Origin of the sequence: Stappia indica, from assembly GCF_001696535.1 — a bacterium.
Classification (GTDB): Bacteria; Pseudomonadota; Alphaproteobacteria; order Rhizobiales; family Stappiaceae; genus Stappia; species Stappia indica.
Map to the genome: position 1 here is coordinate 327,483 of NZ_MBQE01000002.1, position 12,187 is coordinate 339,669.

The 12,187-nt window shown below is 60.6% G+C and carries 14 protein-coding genes and 1 tRNA gene; 3 read left to right on the forward strand and 12 right to left on the reverse strand.

Translation table 11 applies throughout. The annotated features are described in order from the left end of the window. Nucleotides 1-1,743 (reverse strand): cyclic peptide export ABC transporter, encoded by a 1,743-nt coding sequence (locus BBX35_RS09465; protein WP_067219025.1) that lies wholly within the window; start codon nucleotides 1,741-1,743, stop codon nucleotides 1-3. Between the two features lie 331 nt (nucleotides 1,744-2,074). Between BBX35_RS09465 and BBX35_RS09470 the strand changes: the two genes are divergently transcribed. Next, nucleotides 2,075-2,151, forward strand: a tRNA-Met gene (locus BBX35_RS09470). On the opposite strand, the gene BBX35_RS09475 is transcribed toward BBX35_RS09470, so the two are convergent. Next, the gene (locus BBX35_RS09475) at nucleotides 2,108-3,769 is read right to left on the reverse strand and encodes a recombinase family protein (RefSeq protein ID WP_341871220.1); all 1,662 of its coding nucleotides are present in this window, start codon (nucleotides 3,767-3,769) and stop codon (nucleotides 2,108-2,110) included. The genes BBX35_RS09470 and BBX35_RS09475 overlap by 44 nt on opposite strands. Before the next feature lie 514 nt (nucleotides 3,770-4,283). Continuing rightward, nucleotides 4,284-4,499 (reverse strand): helix-turn-helix domain-containing protein, encoded by a 216-nt coding sequence (locus BBX35_RS09480; RefSeq protein WP_067219026.1) that lies wholly within the window; start codon nucleotides 4,497-4,499, stop codon nucleotides 4,284-4,286. A 151-nt stretch (nucleotides 4,500-4,650) separates the two neighbouring features. Between BBX35_RS09480 and BBX35_RS09485 the strand changes: the two genes are divergently transcribed. Beyond that, a complete protein-coding gene (locus BBX35_RS09485; protein ID WP_067219029.1) occupies nucleotides 4,651-4,902 on the forward strand; it encodes a DNA -binding domain-containing protein in 252 nt (83 codons plus the stop codon). Between the two features lie 21 nt (nucleotides 4,903-4,923). Here the strand turns inward: BBX35_RS09485 and BBX35_RS09490 are convergent, their stop codons facing one another. Beyond that, entirely contained in the window at nucleotides 4,924-5,208 is a 285-nt protein-coding gene (locus BBX35_RS09490; RefSeq protein WP_244271614.1) for a DNA -binding domain-containing protein, read from the reverse strand. On the opposite strand from BBX35_RS09490, the gene BBX35_RS23890 reads away from it, so the two are divergent. Next, a complete protein-coding gene (locus BBX35_RS23890; RefSeq protein ID WP_244271620.1) occupies nucleotides 5,104-5,394 on the forward strand; it encodes a hypothetical protein in 291 nt (96 codons plus the stop codon). The two genes, BBX35_RS09490 and BBX35_RS23890, sit on opposite strands and share 105 nt — an antisense overlap. An 82-nt stretch (nucleotides 5,395-5,476) precedes the next feature. On the opposite strand, the gene BBX35_RS24080 is transcribed toward BBX35_RS23890, so the two are convergent. From BBX35_RS24080 to BBX35_RS09515, 8 genes are all read right to left on the reverse strand, one after another. Next, entirely contained in the window at nucleotides 5,477-5,728 is a 252-nt protein-coding gene (locus tag BBX35_RS24080; protein ID WP_425274573.1) for a transcriptional regulator domain-containing protein, read from the reverse strand. A 16-nt stretch (nucleotides 5,729-5,744) separates the two neighbouring features. Then, the gene (locus tag BBX35_RS09495; protein WP_067219032.1) at nucleotides 5,745-6,401 is read right to left on the reverse strand and encodes an acyl-homoserine-lactone synthase; all 657 of its coding nucleotides are present in this window, start codon (nucleotides 6,399-6,401) and stop codon (nucleotides 5,745-5,747) included. Nucleotides 6,402-6,496: 95 nt separating this feature from the next. After that, nucleotides 6,497-7,225, reverse strand: coding sequence for a LuxR family transcriptional regulator (locus BBX35_RS22795; RefSeq protein ID WP_083206167.1), 729 nt, complete (start codon nucleotides 7,223-7,225; stop codon nucleotides 6,497-6,499). Between the two features lie 96 nt (nucleotides 7,226-7,321). Then, nucleotides 7,322-8,767: an indoleacetamide hydrolase gene (gene iaaH, locus BBX35_RS22800; RefSeq protein WP_083206168.1), complete on the reverse strand. Its 1,446-nt coding sequence runs from the start codon at nucleotides 8,765-8,767 to the stop codon at nucleotides 7,322-7,324. Beyond that, nucleotides 8,767-9,789 carry a branched-chain amino acid ABC transporter permease gene (locus BBX35_RS09500; RefSeq protein WP_067219033.1) on the reverse strand — a complete coding sequence of 341 codons (1,023 nt, stop codon included), beginning with the start codon at nucleotides 9,787-9,789 and terminating at the stop codon, nucleotides 8,767-8,769. The genes iaaH and BBX35_RS09500 overlap by 1 nt, the downstream gene beginning before the upstream one ends. Beyond that, nucleotides 9,786-10,664, reverse strand: a complete 879-nt coding sequence (locus BBX35_RS09505) for a branched-chain amino acid ABC transporter permease (RefSeq protein ID WP_067219036.1) — start codon at nucleotides 10,662-10,664, stop codon at nucleotides 9,786-9,788. The genes BBX35_RS09500 and BBX35_RS09505 overlap by 4 nt, the downstream gene beginning before the upstream one ends. An 8-nt stretch (nucleotides 10,665-10,672) precedes the next feature. Further along, entirely contained in the window at nucleotides 10,673-11,386 is a 714-nt protein-coding gene (locus BBX35_RS09510) for an ABC transporter ATP-binding protein (RefSeq protein ID WP_067219038.1), read from the reverse strand. Then, nucleotides 11,376-12,182 carry an ABC transporter ATP-binding protein gene (locus tag BBX35_RS09515; protein ID WP_067219041.1) on the reverse strand — a complete coding sequence of 269 codons (807 nt, stop codon included), beginning with the start codon at nucleotides 12,180-12,182 and terminating at the stop codon, nucleotides 11,376-11,378. The genes BBX35_RS09510 and BBX35_RS09515 overlap by 11 nt, the downstream gene beginning before the upstream one ends. Nucleotides 12,183-12,187: the final 5 nt, after the last annotated feature.

Below are 12,187 nucleotides of genomic sequence, written 5' to 3' on the forward strand. Positions count from 1 at the left end.
TCAGGCACCGGATGCGGCATCCGCCATCGCGTGTGCCGCTCCCGGTTGGCGGGTGTCGGCAAGGATACGGCCGGCTTCCATGCGGATCAGCCGGTCGCACTTGTCGAAACAGTGCTCGTCGTGGGTCACCGCGATGACCAGATGGCCGTCCCTTGCCATCTGCGGCACCAGCACGTCGTAGAAGAGCTTGCGGCGGACCGGGTCCTGGTCGGCGGCGAATTCGTCCAGCACGATGATCGGCCGTGCCTCGGCGAGGGCCACGGAGAGGGCAAGCCGCCGCTTCTGACCGGTCGACAGCGCCAGGGTCGAAAAGGCGCCGTTCTCGATACGGATGCGGTGGGCAAGGTCGAGCTCTGCGAGATGCGGGGGAACCTTGGCCTGTTCTGCCTCGTCCAGCCCATAGAGCCGCGAGAAGAGGTGGAACTCGCTGAAGACCGCGCTGAACAGGTCCCGGTAGTCCTGAAGGTTCGCAGGGGTCACCGGCTGCCCGTCGCGCAGGATTTCGCCACCCTCGGGCCGGCGCAGGCCGGTCAGCAGCGAGATCAGGGTCGACTTTCCAGCGCCATTGCCGCCGCTGATGAACACGACTTCGCCCGGCTCCAGAACGAGGTCGAGCGGCCCGACAGTAAAGCGTTCGTCGTCGGCCGGAGCGGTCGCCCCTTCGGGCGGCGCCTCCGACAGGGTCGCCGTCACGCCGCGCAGCTCGATCCGCGAGAAGCGGGCAGGGGGAGCGGCAGGTCCTGTGGTCGGGGCGTCGGTCTCGGCCTCGGCGATCAGGTCCTTTTCCAGCCCGGCGATCAGCCTGCGGGCGACGGCGGCGCGCGAGAAGGAGGCGAGATTGCCCATCACGGTTTCCACCGGGCCATAGGTTAGCAGCACCACGGTCAACACCTGCAGGACCGTTTCGGTCGGCGTGCCGGCGAACAGCGGCAGGCCGACGACAATGAGGCAAAGGAGCCCCATCATAGCCCCCTGGGCGACCGTCTGGCCGAGACTGAAGAAGCGCTCTGCGGTGACCTTCAGCTCGCGTTCGCGGCTTGCCGCATCGACGATGTCCGCCTGCAGCCCGTCGCGCCGGGCGCGCCGCAGCCGCAGCTCCTTGTAGCCGCGCAGGACGTCGTTGACCCGGTCGAAGAAGGTCCATTCCGTCCGCGAGGCGCGCTCCGCGCTCGCCTGCGCCGGCGTTTGCGCCAGCAGGTAGCCGATGGCGCCGATCACGACGGCGCCCAGCGTCGCGACGCCGCTCGGCCATGACAGATAGAAGATGTAGGGAATGCAGAAGGCGATCACCAGCGCGGCTTCCAGCGATTGGATGAAATTCACCGACGCATAGGAGATCTGGTTCACCTCATGGGTGACGATGGAATAGACCTTGCCGTGGTCGCGGCGGGAGAGAAAGTCGGCACGCGCATCCAGCAGCCGCCGGCTCAACTCGGTGCGCAGCCGCCGTTTGGTGGTCTCGACGAGGCGGAAGCTGGCGACGCGCGCCAGATGCGAGAAGGTCAGGGTCGAAGCGATGGCCGCAAGCAGCAGAAGCACGTCGCCGGTGGCGATGGCCGCAGCGCCTGCCAGCGTGTTGATGGCGTAGATCATGCCGGAGCGGGTGACGCTGGCCAGCACGGCATAGGCGAGCACCGGCGAGCGCATCAGGTTGCCGTCGCGGATCAGAAACGCGAAGAGGGAACCGAGCCCGCTGTTGCCCTGGTCGCTGCCGCTCGTTTCGCTGTCGTTATGCCCCGCCATCTCGTCCGTCTTGCCTGCTCGTTGCCGGTCTTGTTGCTGCTGGCGGCATAAGGCTGCCTCGCGCGCCGTCCGGCCGCCGCCACGCACCCTGCTCTAGCTCAATTCTCGGGTGAGGGAAACGCAGTTGAACCCGGCAGGGGAGAGGCGCTGCGCTGTCCCCCTGCTTGTGGCATTGCCTGCTGCAGGGACATCCACCGACGCCCTCAGGAGCTGCACGAAACGGCGGGTGGGGAGAAGCGTGCCTAACCTGCCGCTCCTCTCTTGACAGGCGACCGCGGCGCCGACTATATGCGGGCTCACTCGCGCGGGCCTTGCAGCCTGCTGCCGGTCTGGCGGAGTAGCTCAGTTGGTTAGAGCAGCGGAATCATAATCCGCGTGTCGGGGGTTCGAGTCCCTCCTCCGCTACCATCAATCCCCACACCCGTTTGACACCATTGGGGTATGCGCGGTCGCCAAGGATCGAATTCAGGCGCCCTGCAATCTCGATCTCGACGGCGCCGGGTTCGGAGGGATCGCGGTAGATGGTAACCGTCTCGACGAGTTCCCGTATGGCTTCCGCGCATTCCCGGTCGCCCGAACGCATGCCTTCCGCTAGTGCATCTTGCAGGCTTTCGAGTTGCTCTTCGTAGCGCTTCAGGATCGCTGGATGCAGCGAGACCACCTCAAACGCGGGCGGAGCTTTCTCCAGCTCAGCAAGCACCGCTTGGCGCTCGTGGTAGAGTTCCGTCGAGCGGGGGCCGATTATATATGGATCACCGATGCCCTTGGCGAGATGATCGACCAACCGGTCGATCTCGCGCTTGAGCTTATCGGCACGGCGCTCAAGCCGTGTTCGATTAGCGTCGGCCTCCGCCGATAGTCGCTTGCGTTCCTCGTGATAGGTCTTCACGTATTCTGCGAGCACCTTGGGGCTCTTCATCTCGGCCCGCAGTCTGGCCAGAACAGCAGTTTCCACGGTTTCGAGATAGAAGGTCTTCGGATCAGGGCACGCCCCGCTTTCCGTCGCGGCCGAGCATCTGATCCGGACACGACCCGACTTGTCCTTGCCGTTAGTCGACATGCCTGATCCGCAGGCGCCGCACCGAAGCAGCCCCGAAAGCATATGGCGCGGCCGGCGATGGTGGTGTGGATGATCAACGCTGCGTTCACGTTTGCGCGCCTGTGCCTGCTCGAACAGGTCGCGACTGACAATCGCGAGTTCAGGCACGTCGGACGACTGCCACTCCTCTTTCGGATTGGGGCGCGAGACACGGCGGCCCGTGTCAGGGTCCTTCACCATGCGCACCTTATTCCAGACCAGTCGGCCACCGTAGAGTTCGTTCTGCAGAATGCCAGTGCCGCGCTGCACGTTGCCGTTAATCGTCGAAGCGTTCCACTTCGTTCCGCGCGGGGGCGTAACATCGTCGCGGTTGAGGTCACGCGCGATGTCACGCGGCGTTCGACCGGAGACATATTCCTCGAATATGCGACGGATGATTTCGGCCTCTTCTTCGACGATCTGCCTCTTTCCCGGCTCACCTGGAACCGGAGCGTAGCCGAATGTCAGGCCGCCGGCGTTGAGGCCTTGGCCAACCCGCCCGGCCTGGCCGCGGCGAATCTTGTGTGCGTTATCTTCACGATAGAGCTGACCTACCAGCCCACGGAGGCCGACGAGAACAGTGTTGGCGACGCCGTCGTGCACAGCGCGAATTTCGATGTTGAGAAAGGACAGGCGCTTATGGATACCCGCCAAGTCTTCCATGTCGCGCGAGAGCCTGTCGAGCGCCTCGATGACCACCACATCGAACGCGCCATCTCGGGCGGCATCCATGAGTTGAACGAGACCTTCCCGTCCAAACACCGAGGCGCCTGAACGGGCCCTGTCCTCATAAGTCGCAACGACCGTTAGATTGTGCTCTCCGGCATGCTTCCTGCAGAGGGTAACCTGATCCTCGATCGACCGTTCATTCTGCAGGTCGGTGGAAAACCTCGCGTATATTGCCGCGCGTTTCGTCATGACATGCGCTCCCTGCTTGTTGGCGCGCATGGTCTTCTCTGGCGGCTTGGCGTGCGAGAACCCGCGCGAGCTTCAGAATCGCATCATCAATCTCTGCGTGCAAGTCTTTCCCTGCCCTCGGAAGACATTGATGACCAGTTAGTTCACCAGCACGAAGTCTCTTGACCGACAGTTGCTCAACTTCGGAAACCCGTCGTGCATTGTGCCCGACGAAGGCAGAATGTGGCGAGGACACAGCAAATCTCTTGCTAAGGTCGGTCATAAGAATGACCATGAGCCGGAAGCGTGACTTATGAAATGCCTATCGACCTGCTTTCGAAGTATAGCGCAGCATAGCGTGCATAACGGACAGGTCAGATTTAGCGGAATGGAACTTGGCTAACGGACCTTCGACCATTAGACGCACGCAAACCATTCAGGCCAAATGGTCGAGACCATGTCGAAAAGAAATCTTGACCACGAGCACCCAATGCACGCCGTGCGAGCGCGCAGGCGTGGTCCGCCAACCTCAAACTCGGCAAAAGAGGCGTGACTAGATCGACTTCTAATTCTGTGGCGGCCTGATCAGCTCGCAAGGATCAACGTTGAGAGCTTTTGCCAGCTGACCCAACACGCTCACACTTGCAGAGACCCGAGCACGCTCTATCGAGCCCACGTAGCGCATGCTGAGTTCTGCGCGGGCTGCCAACTCCTCCTGCGTCAGGTCCTGATCATGGCGCAAACGACGCATATTGATCGCCATGACCTCTTTGAGGTCCATGGCGAGATAGGAATCAGAATGGGAACTTTCGTTCTAGGAACGATAATTCCCATTCGCTATAGTGAGTTGGCCAAGAGTATAGCTTGCTCTGACCAATCACAACCGAACTGCAAATATCATGCATGAATCTCGAACCGGCACTAAGAGTGCGATGAAATCGGAAATCCAAGAAGAAGTCCCCTGGTCCAACAACCTCACCGGTTACGACCAGGAGCACTTCACACTCTACATGAGGCTCCTAGACGCCGCTGCTGACAATGCGAGCGAGAAGGAGATGGCGCAGATCATCCTGGGGATCGACCCTCTGCGGGAGCCAAAGCGTGCCCAGAAGGCCGTCCGCAGCCATCTCGACCGTGCAAACTGGATGGTAACGACCGGATATAGGAAACTGTTCGCGCGCTAGTCAGCGCGCTCCAGGCGTCGCTCACGCCAGGAAATCCCGGTAGTTACAATTCATGAGGACGCGGCCGCGCCTGATGGCACGGCGGATGCGATCGCGAAGATGGTCGCCCGGGTCCGTCCAGTCGGCCTGGACACGCTGCCGCCCCATCAAGGCCGTCGCGATTTCGCGTTGGGATGCTCCGGCCAGTGACCCGTCAAGCGCTTGAAGGACAAGGCGAAGACGGCTGCCACGCGCTTCGGGTGGAAACAGCCTCTCCGGGAGTTGTCCGGTCGTGCAAAGAGTATTGAGGCATTCGAGCCCATTCATCCGATGCCTCAAGCGATTGGCTGGCCAGATAGCGTCGACGTGGAGCTGAACGGGCAGCAATACACCCACGCCTTCTACGACGAGCTGGATTTCCCGGTGAGAATCCCGCAGCAAGACATGCTGCCGACCGTCAGCCATTATCAGGATCACTACCCGACATGGCAGTGCGGCCAGGTCAAACGATGACCTTGCCGATGGGAACCGTGCCTGTTCCGCAATGACAGGCAGCACATGCAAGCATCGGCGGGGGCACCAGAATACAGTCGCGTCACTCCTTAGGGAGTCTGCGAAATAGCAGCCCCCACCGCGTCAGGTCGACCGGCGGTTCGATCGCAAGGAGATTTGACTCCTGGTCTACGTATCTGACGTGCTCCAATGCACGTGCCAAATCGCACTGGAACCTGGGGTTGCGCCGCAGAAACTCCCAGGCCCAGCCACGCCGTGTCAGCTTGATGGTGTACTCATAGGCATCGCGGTTCTGCCATGCCGGCCATTGAGTCTGGGGGCTCCGTTCGGACACGACAAGTTCCCCCGGATCAGCGAGAAACGGCCGAGCGTGTCAAGCAGTCTTGCAAGGCCACTGGCCCCCACAATACCGGGCTGCCGATCCCGCCGTTCCGGCGAACCACTTCGAGGCGCTCGCGAGTAACATCAAGATAGCCGGCCACGGCTTGTGTCTTGCCGATGGTCCGCGGATCGCTGATCCTTTCCAGCGGCCAGCCGGCCCTGCGCAGGATGCGCTCCATACGCAGGTCGGTCACGGTGACGATGTGGCTGAGTTCGCGGGACACGCCGAATTCGAGCATCCCTGCGAAAAGCTGATAAGTTCCATGGCCGATACCGCCTGCATACTTCGGCGCCGATGGCGTCAGGTCGAGCGCGAAGCGGCTGCTTTCCCAAATTTTGGGTTCCTTCGGTGCCGGCCGACCATCTAGCAGGACCGGAAACACCTGGTCCAACATCGTGGGGCCGGTCGAGGGAAGCAGTCGGACGCAACCGTTGACGCGTCCATCCACTGCGCGCAGCAGCAGATAGTAGGGCCCCAAGGCATCAAATCTATCGAGCTCGAAGCCGCCGGCGGTCTGGACCTCCCAATCAAGCCGGCCCTTGAAGACCCGGTGTCGCAGACGGTGCATCTGCCCGATTTCGTCAGCAAATGACTCTCGCCAGCCCGGCCCAATCAGCAGTATCATTACGGTAACCTCCTCGCAGGAAAGACCCTGCCATTGGAGGCGTTGCGCCGCGGCAAAACAGCCTGTGTAGTAGCACGGGTAAAGGCCGAGTCGGTCTAGCGACGAGCGATCCGTCTCGAGGCTGAGAAGCGTGCCACGGCCTGATTGATCGTGCGCACCCCCAGTTTTTCCTTTGCGTTGTCGAGATGGAAAGCGACCGTACGCCGCCGTATGCCGAGAATCGTAGCTATGTCGTATGTCGACTTGCCCGCAACGGCCCATTGCAGGCATTCGTATTCACGGGGCGTTAGCCTGATGCCATCAATCGATTGATCATCGACCGTCGTCCGGCGTACTTCCACATGAAAGCATGTCGCCATCAGTTGCAGCGCCAGCTCATACTTTTCCGCTGCACGCAAAAATGCCGGATTGCGCTCATCAGCTGCAAATGTCAGTGCTGCAAAGCCACCGCGAAGATCATGGATCGGGATCGTTAATCCGCTGGCAATGCCGAATTCGGCTGCTTCGTTGAGCATTCTCTGCTGTGCTTGTGTGGCATTGCCTCCGCAGCACCCATGCCTCCACTGAAACGGGCAACCTCCGCACCGAGCCCTCTGGATTACCGGATCGATCTCGTCGTACCGGTGACGGAGGTAGTAAGATGTCCAGCCCAAGGGATAGTTCGAGATCAGCCTCGGCTTTTCGGCGGATTTCGCCGGGACGACCAGATACGCAAACGTCGGAAGACCAAGGTGTTTCGCCGCGTCTGCCAGTGCGTCGCGGAAATCCACTTCATCTATGCTTTCCGATATGCGCTCCAGAAATGTTTCGAAGACAGTCTGCATCGATCCAAATCGGGTGAATCTCGGAAAATCTGAAGCGGGTTATTTCTCTGCATCGAGCATGTGCCTTGCTGCCGCTGATCCGTCGCGAAAGCCCTATCATGCAGCAGGAACGACATCGCCACGCCAAGCCAGTATAGCCTCCACCGACAGACCGATACCTAGGAGTCTTCTGTCGCTGCCAACGGGACCATCGAGCTCCATACCAACAGGTAGGCCCTGCTCCGTGGCACCAATGGGAATAGACAAGCCTGGCAGGCCGGCATTGGCACCGGGATCCGTGTTGCGGATATACGTGTCGAATACTTTGACAGTTCCAACATTGGGAATATCAATCATGCCAAAAGCATCATTGATAGCTTCCATCGCGGGAACAGGAGTTGTTGGAAACAGAAGAGCATCCAATCGAGCATCGTTGAAGACGCGCTCATAAAGGCCGCAAAGCTGCGGGCGGTAGATGGAGACTGCCGCTTCGTAAGCCTCCCCCAATGCGTCCCGTAAGATCAAATCGAATGCTGCTTGCACATCAGGATTGACGATCTTTTCGGCGATGTTTGCTAAGGTAATTTCGCCATATCCGTTTTGTGCCAGATATGCGGGTATGTCGGCGATGGGCTCATGTAGCACCACCGGCGCTGAAATCTTTTCCAGAAGACAGCGCAGTCCCGGAAGATCGACCTCAACAAACGTTACACCCTGCTCTTTCAATCGATTGCACAGGTCATGGCAAACAGTTTCAACCTTGGGATCGAGAGCATCCCAGAAGCACTTCGGCAGGCCGAGCGTAACCTGCGAAAGCGGCACTGGCTCCGCGACCTCTCCGCCGCAGATCGCAGCATCAAGCAACGCGAGATCCGCCACCGACGCCGCCATAGGGCCGACCGTATCGTTGGTGTGGCTTATGGGCAGAACACCATCAGATGGGTAGCGCCTCTGTTCCCCCCCGTCGCCGACGGACGGACGTAAACCCGCAATGCCGCAGAGGGATGCAGGAATTCTAATGGATCCGGATGTATCCGTTCCCAGACCCGCCGAGACGATGCCTGCGGCTACCGCGGCAGCCGTTCCACCGGAGGAACCGCCGGTAATTCGCAGCGGATCGTGGGGATTGCGAGTGGATGTGTACGTCTCGCCAAAATTGGTGTTAGTGATCCCAAACGCCAATTCGTGCAGGTTGGTTTTCCCTATGACAATCGCGCCGGCTTCCTGGAGGCGGTCGACCACACTTGCGGTGCGGTGCGCCATCAATCCCGCGAGCGACGGTGTTGCGCCTGTCGTGAACCAGCCCTTTACGTCAATATTGTCCTTTATACAGATAGGAAGCCCCGCGAGCGGTCCCTGCCGCTCGCCCTGTCGGCGCGATTGATCGATAGTCCGCGCCCGTTCCAAAGCTTCTTCAGCATATACGCCTATGAAGGCGTTCAGGTCTGCATGGGCTTGGACTCTTTCCAAAGCCTCTTTCACCGCTGCTTCGGCGGTCGTTTCGCCCTTGCGTAACGATTTCAGGAGTTCGGTCGCACTCCGCGCCATGTGTTTTGGTTTCATCAGACCGTCTCCCGTCTCGGCAGCGGCACTGCCTGCGCCGTCCGGGCTGTGCGCCAGCGGACGAGGTCCTCGAACAGCCCCACAATGCCGCGCGGCATCAGAACCACACACACCACCAGAATCAGCCCCATGCCGATATCCCGCATATCGCCAAGCTCCCGCATGGCCTCCTCCGCGAACATCAACAAAAGCGCCCCGACGATCGGCCCCCAGATTGTCCCGACCCCGCCGACAATGATCATGGAGAGAAGGAACAGCAAATGCGAGAAGGAGAACACCACCGGCCCCACCGCGCCGGTGTTGACCGCATAGAACGATCCTGCAAGTCCGGTAAAGAACGCCGACAGACCGAAGATCCACAGCTGGTATTTGAAGCGGTCCATGCCGCGCGCCGCCGCGTAGACCGGGTTGTCGCGCAGGGCCTGAAACGCGAGCCCCATCGGACTGCGGATGACGATGATCGAAACGATCATCGCAACCGTCAAAATCGCCAGGCCGACATAGTAGCGACCGACATAAAACCCGGAACCAAGCAGCTCCCGAAAGCCGAGATCGCCAAACCTGGAAAATCCACGAACGCCACCCATCAGCGGCATGCAGCCAGACGGCGGGTTGGTGAAACAGTCCGTATCGTTGACGATGGTCAGATAGAGGACCTGGGCCACGCACAGCGTGAGCAAAGCGACATAGGGGCCACGCAGCTTCAGGCAGGCAAGGCCAAGCGCGACACTGAACAGAACCGCCAACAGGGCACCTATCGGCATGGCAAGGATCATCGAGGTGCCGAAATAATATCCCAGCATGGCGGTCGTATAGGCGCCAATGGCGAACAGGGCCATCTGAGCCAGGGAGAAGATACCGCCGATCCCGAAGACGAGGTTCCACTGGACAACGACGGTGGCCCAGATGAAGAAGAATGTCGTCTGCGTAACCGTGTATCTGACATCGGACACGAGCGGCAGAAGCGCTGCAAGACCCGAAAAGAGCAGACACAGAGTTATGTCTCGCTGCCGCGCGGTCATAGCCGAACTCCCTGAACGCGGCCGAATACGCCTTGCGGTCGGCCGATTAGTACAATGATCACCAGGATGAGCAGGAGTGCGAAGCTGAAACGGACACCAAAAACATACTGGACGATTGCCTCCAGGACGCCGATGAAAAGCGCCGCCATCACGCTGCCGGGAAGACTCCCCAGCCCGGCAACCACACAGATAATGAACGCCTTGAGCATGGGATCCGCACCCATATTGGGAAGCAGACTGGAGAGGGAGGAAATCGTTATGCCTGAAACCGCGGCCAGCCCGCCCGAAATTGCCAGAACGAGGGCATAGACATAGCCGATAGGCACCCCCATCAATTGGGCGGCGTCCCTGTTCTGGGCAGTTGCCCGAATGGCTCTCCCGATCCGTGTTTTCTGGAGGGCAAAGCCCAGCGCCGCCATCAGCAGCATGGCGATGCCAAGGATCATGAGGTTCTGGTAGGGCAGATGCACGCCAGCCAGGGTCAGCGAACCCGGCATCGAAACCGGCTGCGGCTTGGGTTGTGGCCCGAAGGTTTCCAGAATGATGCTTTCGAGAATGACACCCACGCCGATCGTGGCAATAAAGATGCGGGTCTCGAAATTGGCGGACCGGAGCATCGGCCGCGCTACAATCTGATAGATCAAGACACCGACGGCAGCACAGACGAGCACCGCGAAGACGACCCCGACCGGGGCCGGCAGGCCCATCCCGCCGACAGCGAAATAGGAAAGATAGCCGCCAAGCGCCAGGATCGCGCCATGGCTCATATTGAGCATGTTCATCGCGCCGAAAACCAGCGCAAGCCCTGCGGTGGATATCGCGTACATGGCGCCCAACGTGAGGCCGGAAGCGAGAATTTGAAGTATTGTGTCCATCGGCCCCTCTAGGATCCAAGATAGGTTTCGAGCAATTCCGGCCGACCGGACATTTCCGAACCTTTTCCGTGCCACGCGATGCTGCCGTGGTCGAGAAGATGCACCTCGTCAGCGATATCCGCCGCGCGCATTGCATTCTCCTCGACCAGAATCACCGTCCGCCCGGACCCGCGCAGGGTGTCGATCACATCGTAGATCTGATCGATGATGATCGGCGCCAAACCCAGGGAAGGCTCATCCAGCATCAGTATCCGCCCCGAGGTCATCAGGCCGCGGCCAATGCCGACCATCCGCCTTTCCCCTCCGGACAATGTGCTGGCCGTCTGCTGCTGCCGGTCGCGCAACTTGGGCAGCAGCGAAAAAACCTCTTCCAGCCGCTGCTTCTCGAGCCGCGCGGCGGCGGGCAGATAACTGCCCATGCGGAGGTTCTCCAGGACGGTCATGTCGGGGAAGAGGAGATCTCCCTGCGGGACATGAACGATGCCGCTGGCGACGATCGCGTCCGGTCGGAGAGGATCGATACGGGTTCCGGCGAGAGTGATCTGTCCGGCCGTGATCGGCACAAGGCCGGAAATCGCGCGCAGCAGCGTTGTCTTGCCATGGCCGTTCGGTCCGATCAGCGCCGCAAGCGTTCCCTCCGTGATCTCGAGCGAGAGATCGCGCAGAACGACTTGCGCGCCATAGCCGGCGGTAAGGTTTCGGATCGAGAGTTCAGCCGACATGTTGCGCATCCCCAGCGGTTAACGCGGCGACATATTCACCGGCACCCTTGCCCAGATAGACGTCCACAACGTCGCGGTCATTGGCGAGCCCCGCGGCCGGGCCTTCGTAAAGCTTCCGGCCGTGATGCAGGATCAGCACCCGCGTGGAGAGCTGGACCAGAAACCGCATGACATGCTCGATCAACAGAACCGTCACGCCCGTTGCCGCGACCCTTCTGACAATCTCTGCCACATGATCGATTTCCTTATGCGTGAGCCCGCCAACCGGCTCGTCGAGCAGCAGCAGCCTTGGCTTCATCACCAGGGCGCTCGCAAGCATCAGAAGCTTGCGGTCCAGCACGGGCAGCGTCGCCGTCAGACAGTCGTCGCTCCCCGCCAGCCCGACATCGCGCAGCGCCGCATCGACCGCTTCCTCGACCGCAGGCTCCATGCTGATACCCGGGACAACGCGGTTGCGGCGGCCGTAATAGGCCGCCACGCGCACGTTGTCGCGGACACTGAGGCTATCGAAGCCCGTGTTCAGCTGGAAAACCCGCGCCATGCCCGCATGGCACATCTGCACGGGCGAACAGCGTGTCACATCCCGTCCTTCGAGCAGGATCTGGCCGCTTGTGGCTGTGTTATGTCCCGAGATGACCTCGAACAAGGTGGTCTTTCCGGCGCCGTTTGGGCCGCCGATGCCGAGGATTTCCCCGGCAGGAAGATCGAAGCTCAAATCGTCAATGGCAACCAGCGAGCCAAACTGCTTTGTGACATTTCGACAGGACAATAGAGGGGGCGAGATACTCGCAGACATCGCCC

What these genes read in the sequence shown, in the direction of transcription:
- BBX35_RS09465 (WP_067219025.1), bottom strand. Translation starts at nt 1,743, where the DNA reads ATGGCGGGGCATAACGACAGCGAAACGAGCGGCAGCGACCAGGGCAAC.
- BBX35_RS09475 (WP_341871220.1), bottom strand. Translation starts at nt 3,769, where the DNA reads ATGCGCGCCAACAAGCAGGGAGCGCATGTCATGACGAAACGCGCGGCA.
- BBX35_RS09480 (WP_067219026.1), bottom strand. Translation starts at nt 4,499, where the DNA reads ATGGACCTCAAAGAGGTCATGGCGATCAATATGCGTCGTTTGCGCCAT.
- BBX35_RS09485 (WP_067219029.1), top strand. Translation starts at nt 4,651, where the DNA reads ATGAAATCGGAAATCCAAGAAGAAGTCCCCTGGTCCAACAACCTCACC.
- BBX35_RS09490 (WP_244271614.1), bottom strand. Translation starts at nt 5,208, where the DNA reads ATGAATGGGCTCGAATGCCTCAATACTCTTTGCACGACCGGACAACTC.
- BBX35_RS09495 (WP_067219032.1), bottom strand. Translation starts at nt 6,401, where the DNA reads ATGATACTGCTGATTGGGCCGGGCTGGCGAGAGTCATTTGCTGACGAA.
- BBX35_RS22795 (WP_083206167.1), bottom strand. Translation starts at nt 7,225, where the DNA reads ATGCAGACTGTCTTCGAAACATTTCTGGAGCGCATATCGGAAAGCATA.
- iaaH (WP_083206168.1), bottom strand. Translation starts at nt 8,767, where the DNA reads ATGAAACCAAAACACATGGCGCGGAGTGCGACCGAACTCCTGAAATCG.
- BBX35_RS09500 (WP_067219033.1), bottom strand. Translation starts at nt 9,789, where the DNA reads ATGACCGCGCGGCAGCGAGACATAACTCTGTGTCTGCTCTTTTCGGGT.
- BBX35_RS09505 (WP_067219036.1), bottom strand. Translation starts at nt 10,664, where the DNA reads ATGGACACAATACTTCAAATTCTCGCTTCCGGCCTCACGTTGGGCGCC.
- BBX35_RS09510 (WP_067219038.1), bottom strand. Translation starts at nt 11,386, where the DNA reads ATGTCGGCTGAACTCTCGATCCGAAACCTTACCGCCGGCTATGGCGCG.
- BBX35_RS09515 (WP_067219041.1), bottom strand. Translation starts at nt 12,182, where the DNA reads ATGTCTGCGAGTATCTCGCCCCCTCTATTGTCCTGTCGAAATGTCACA.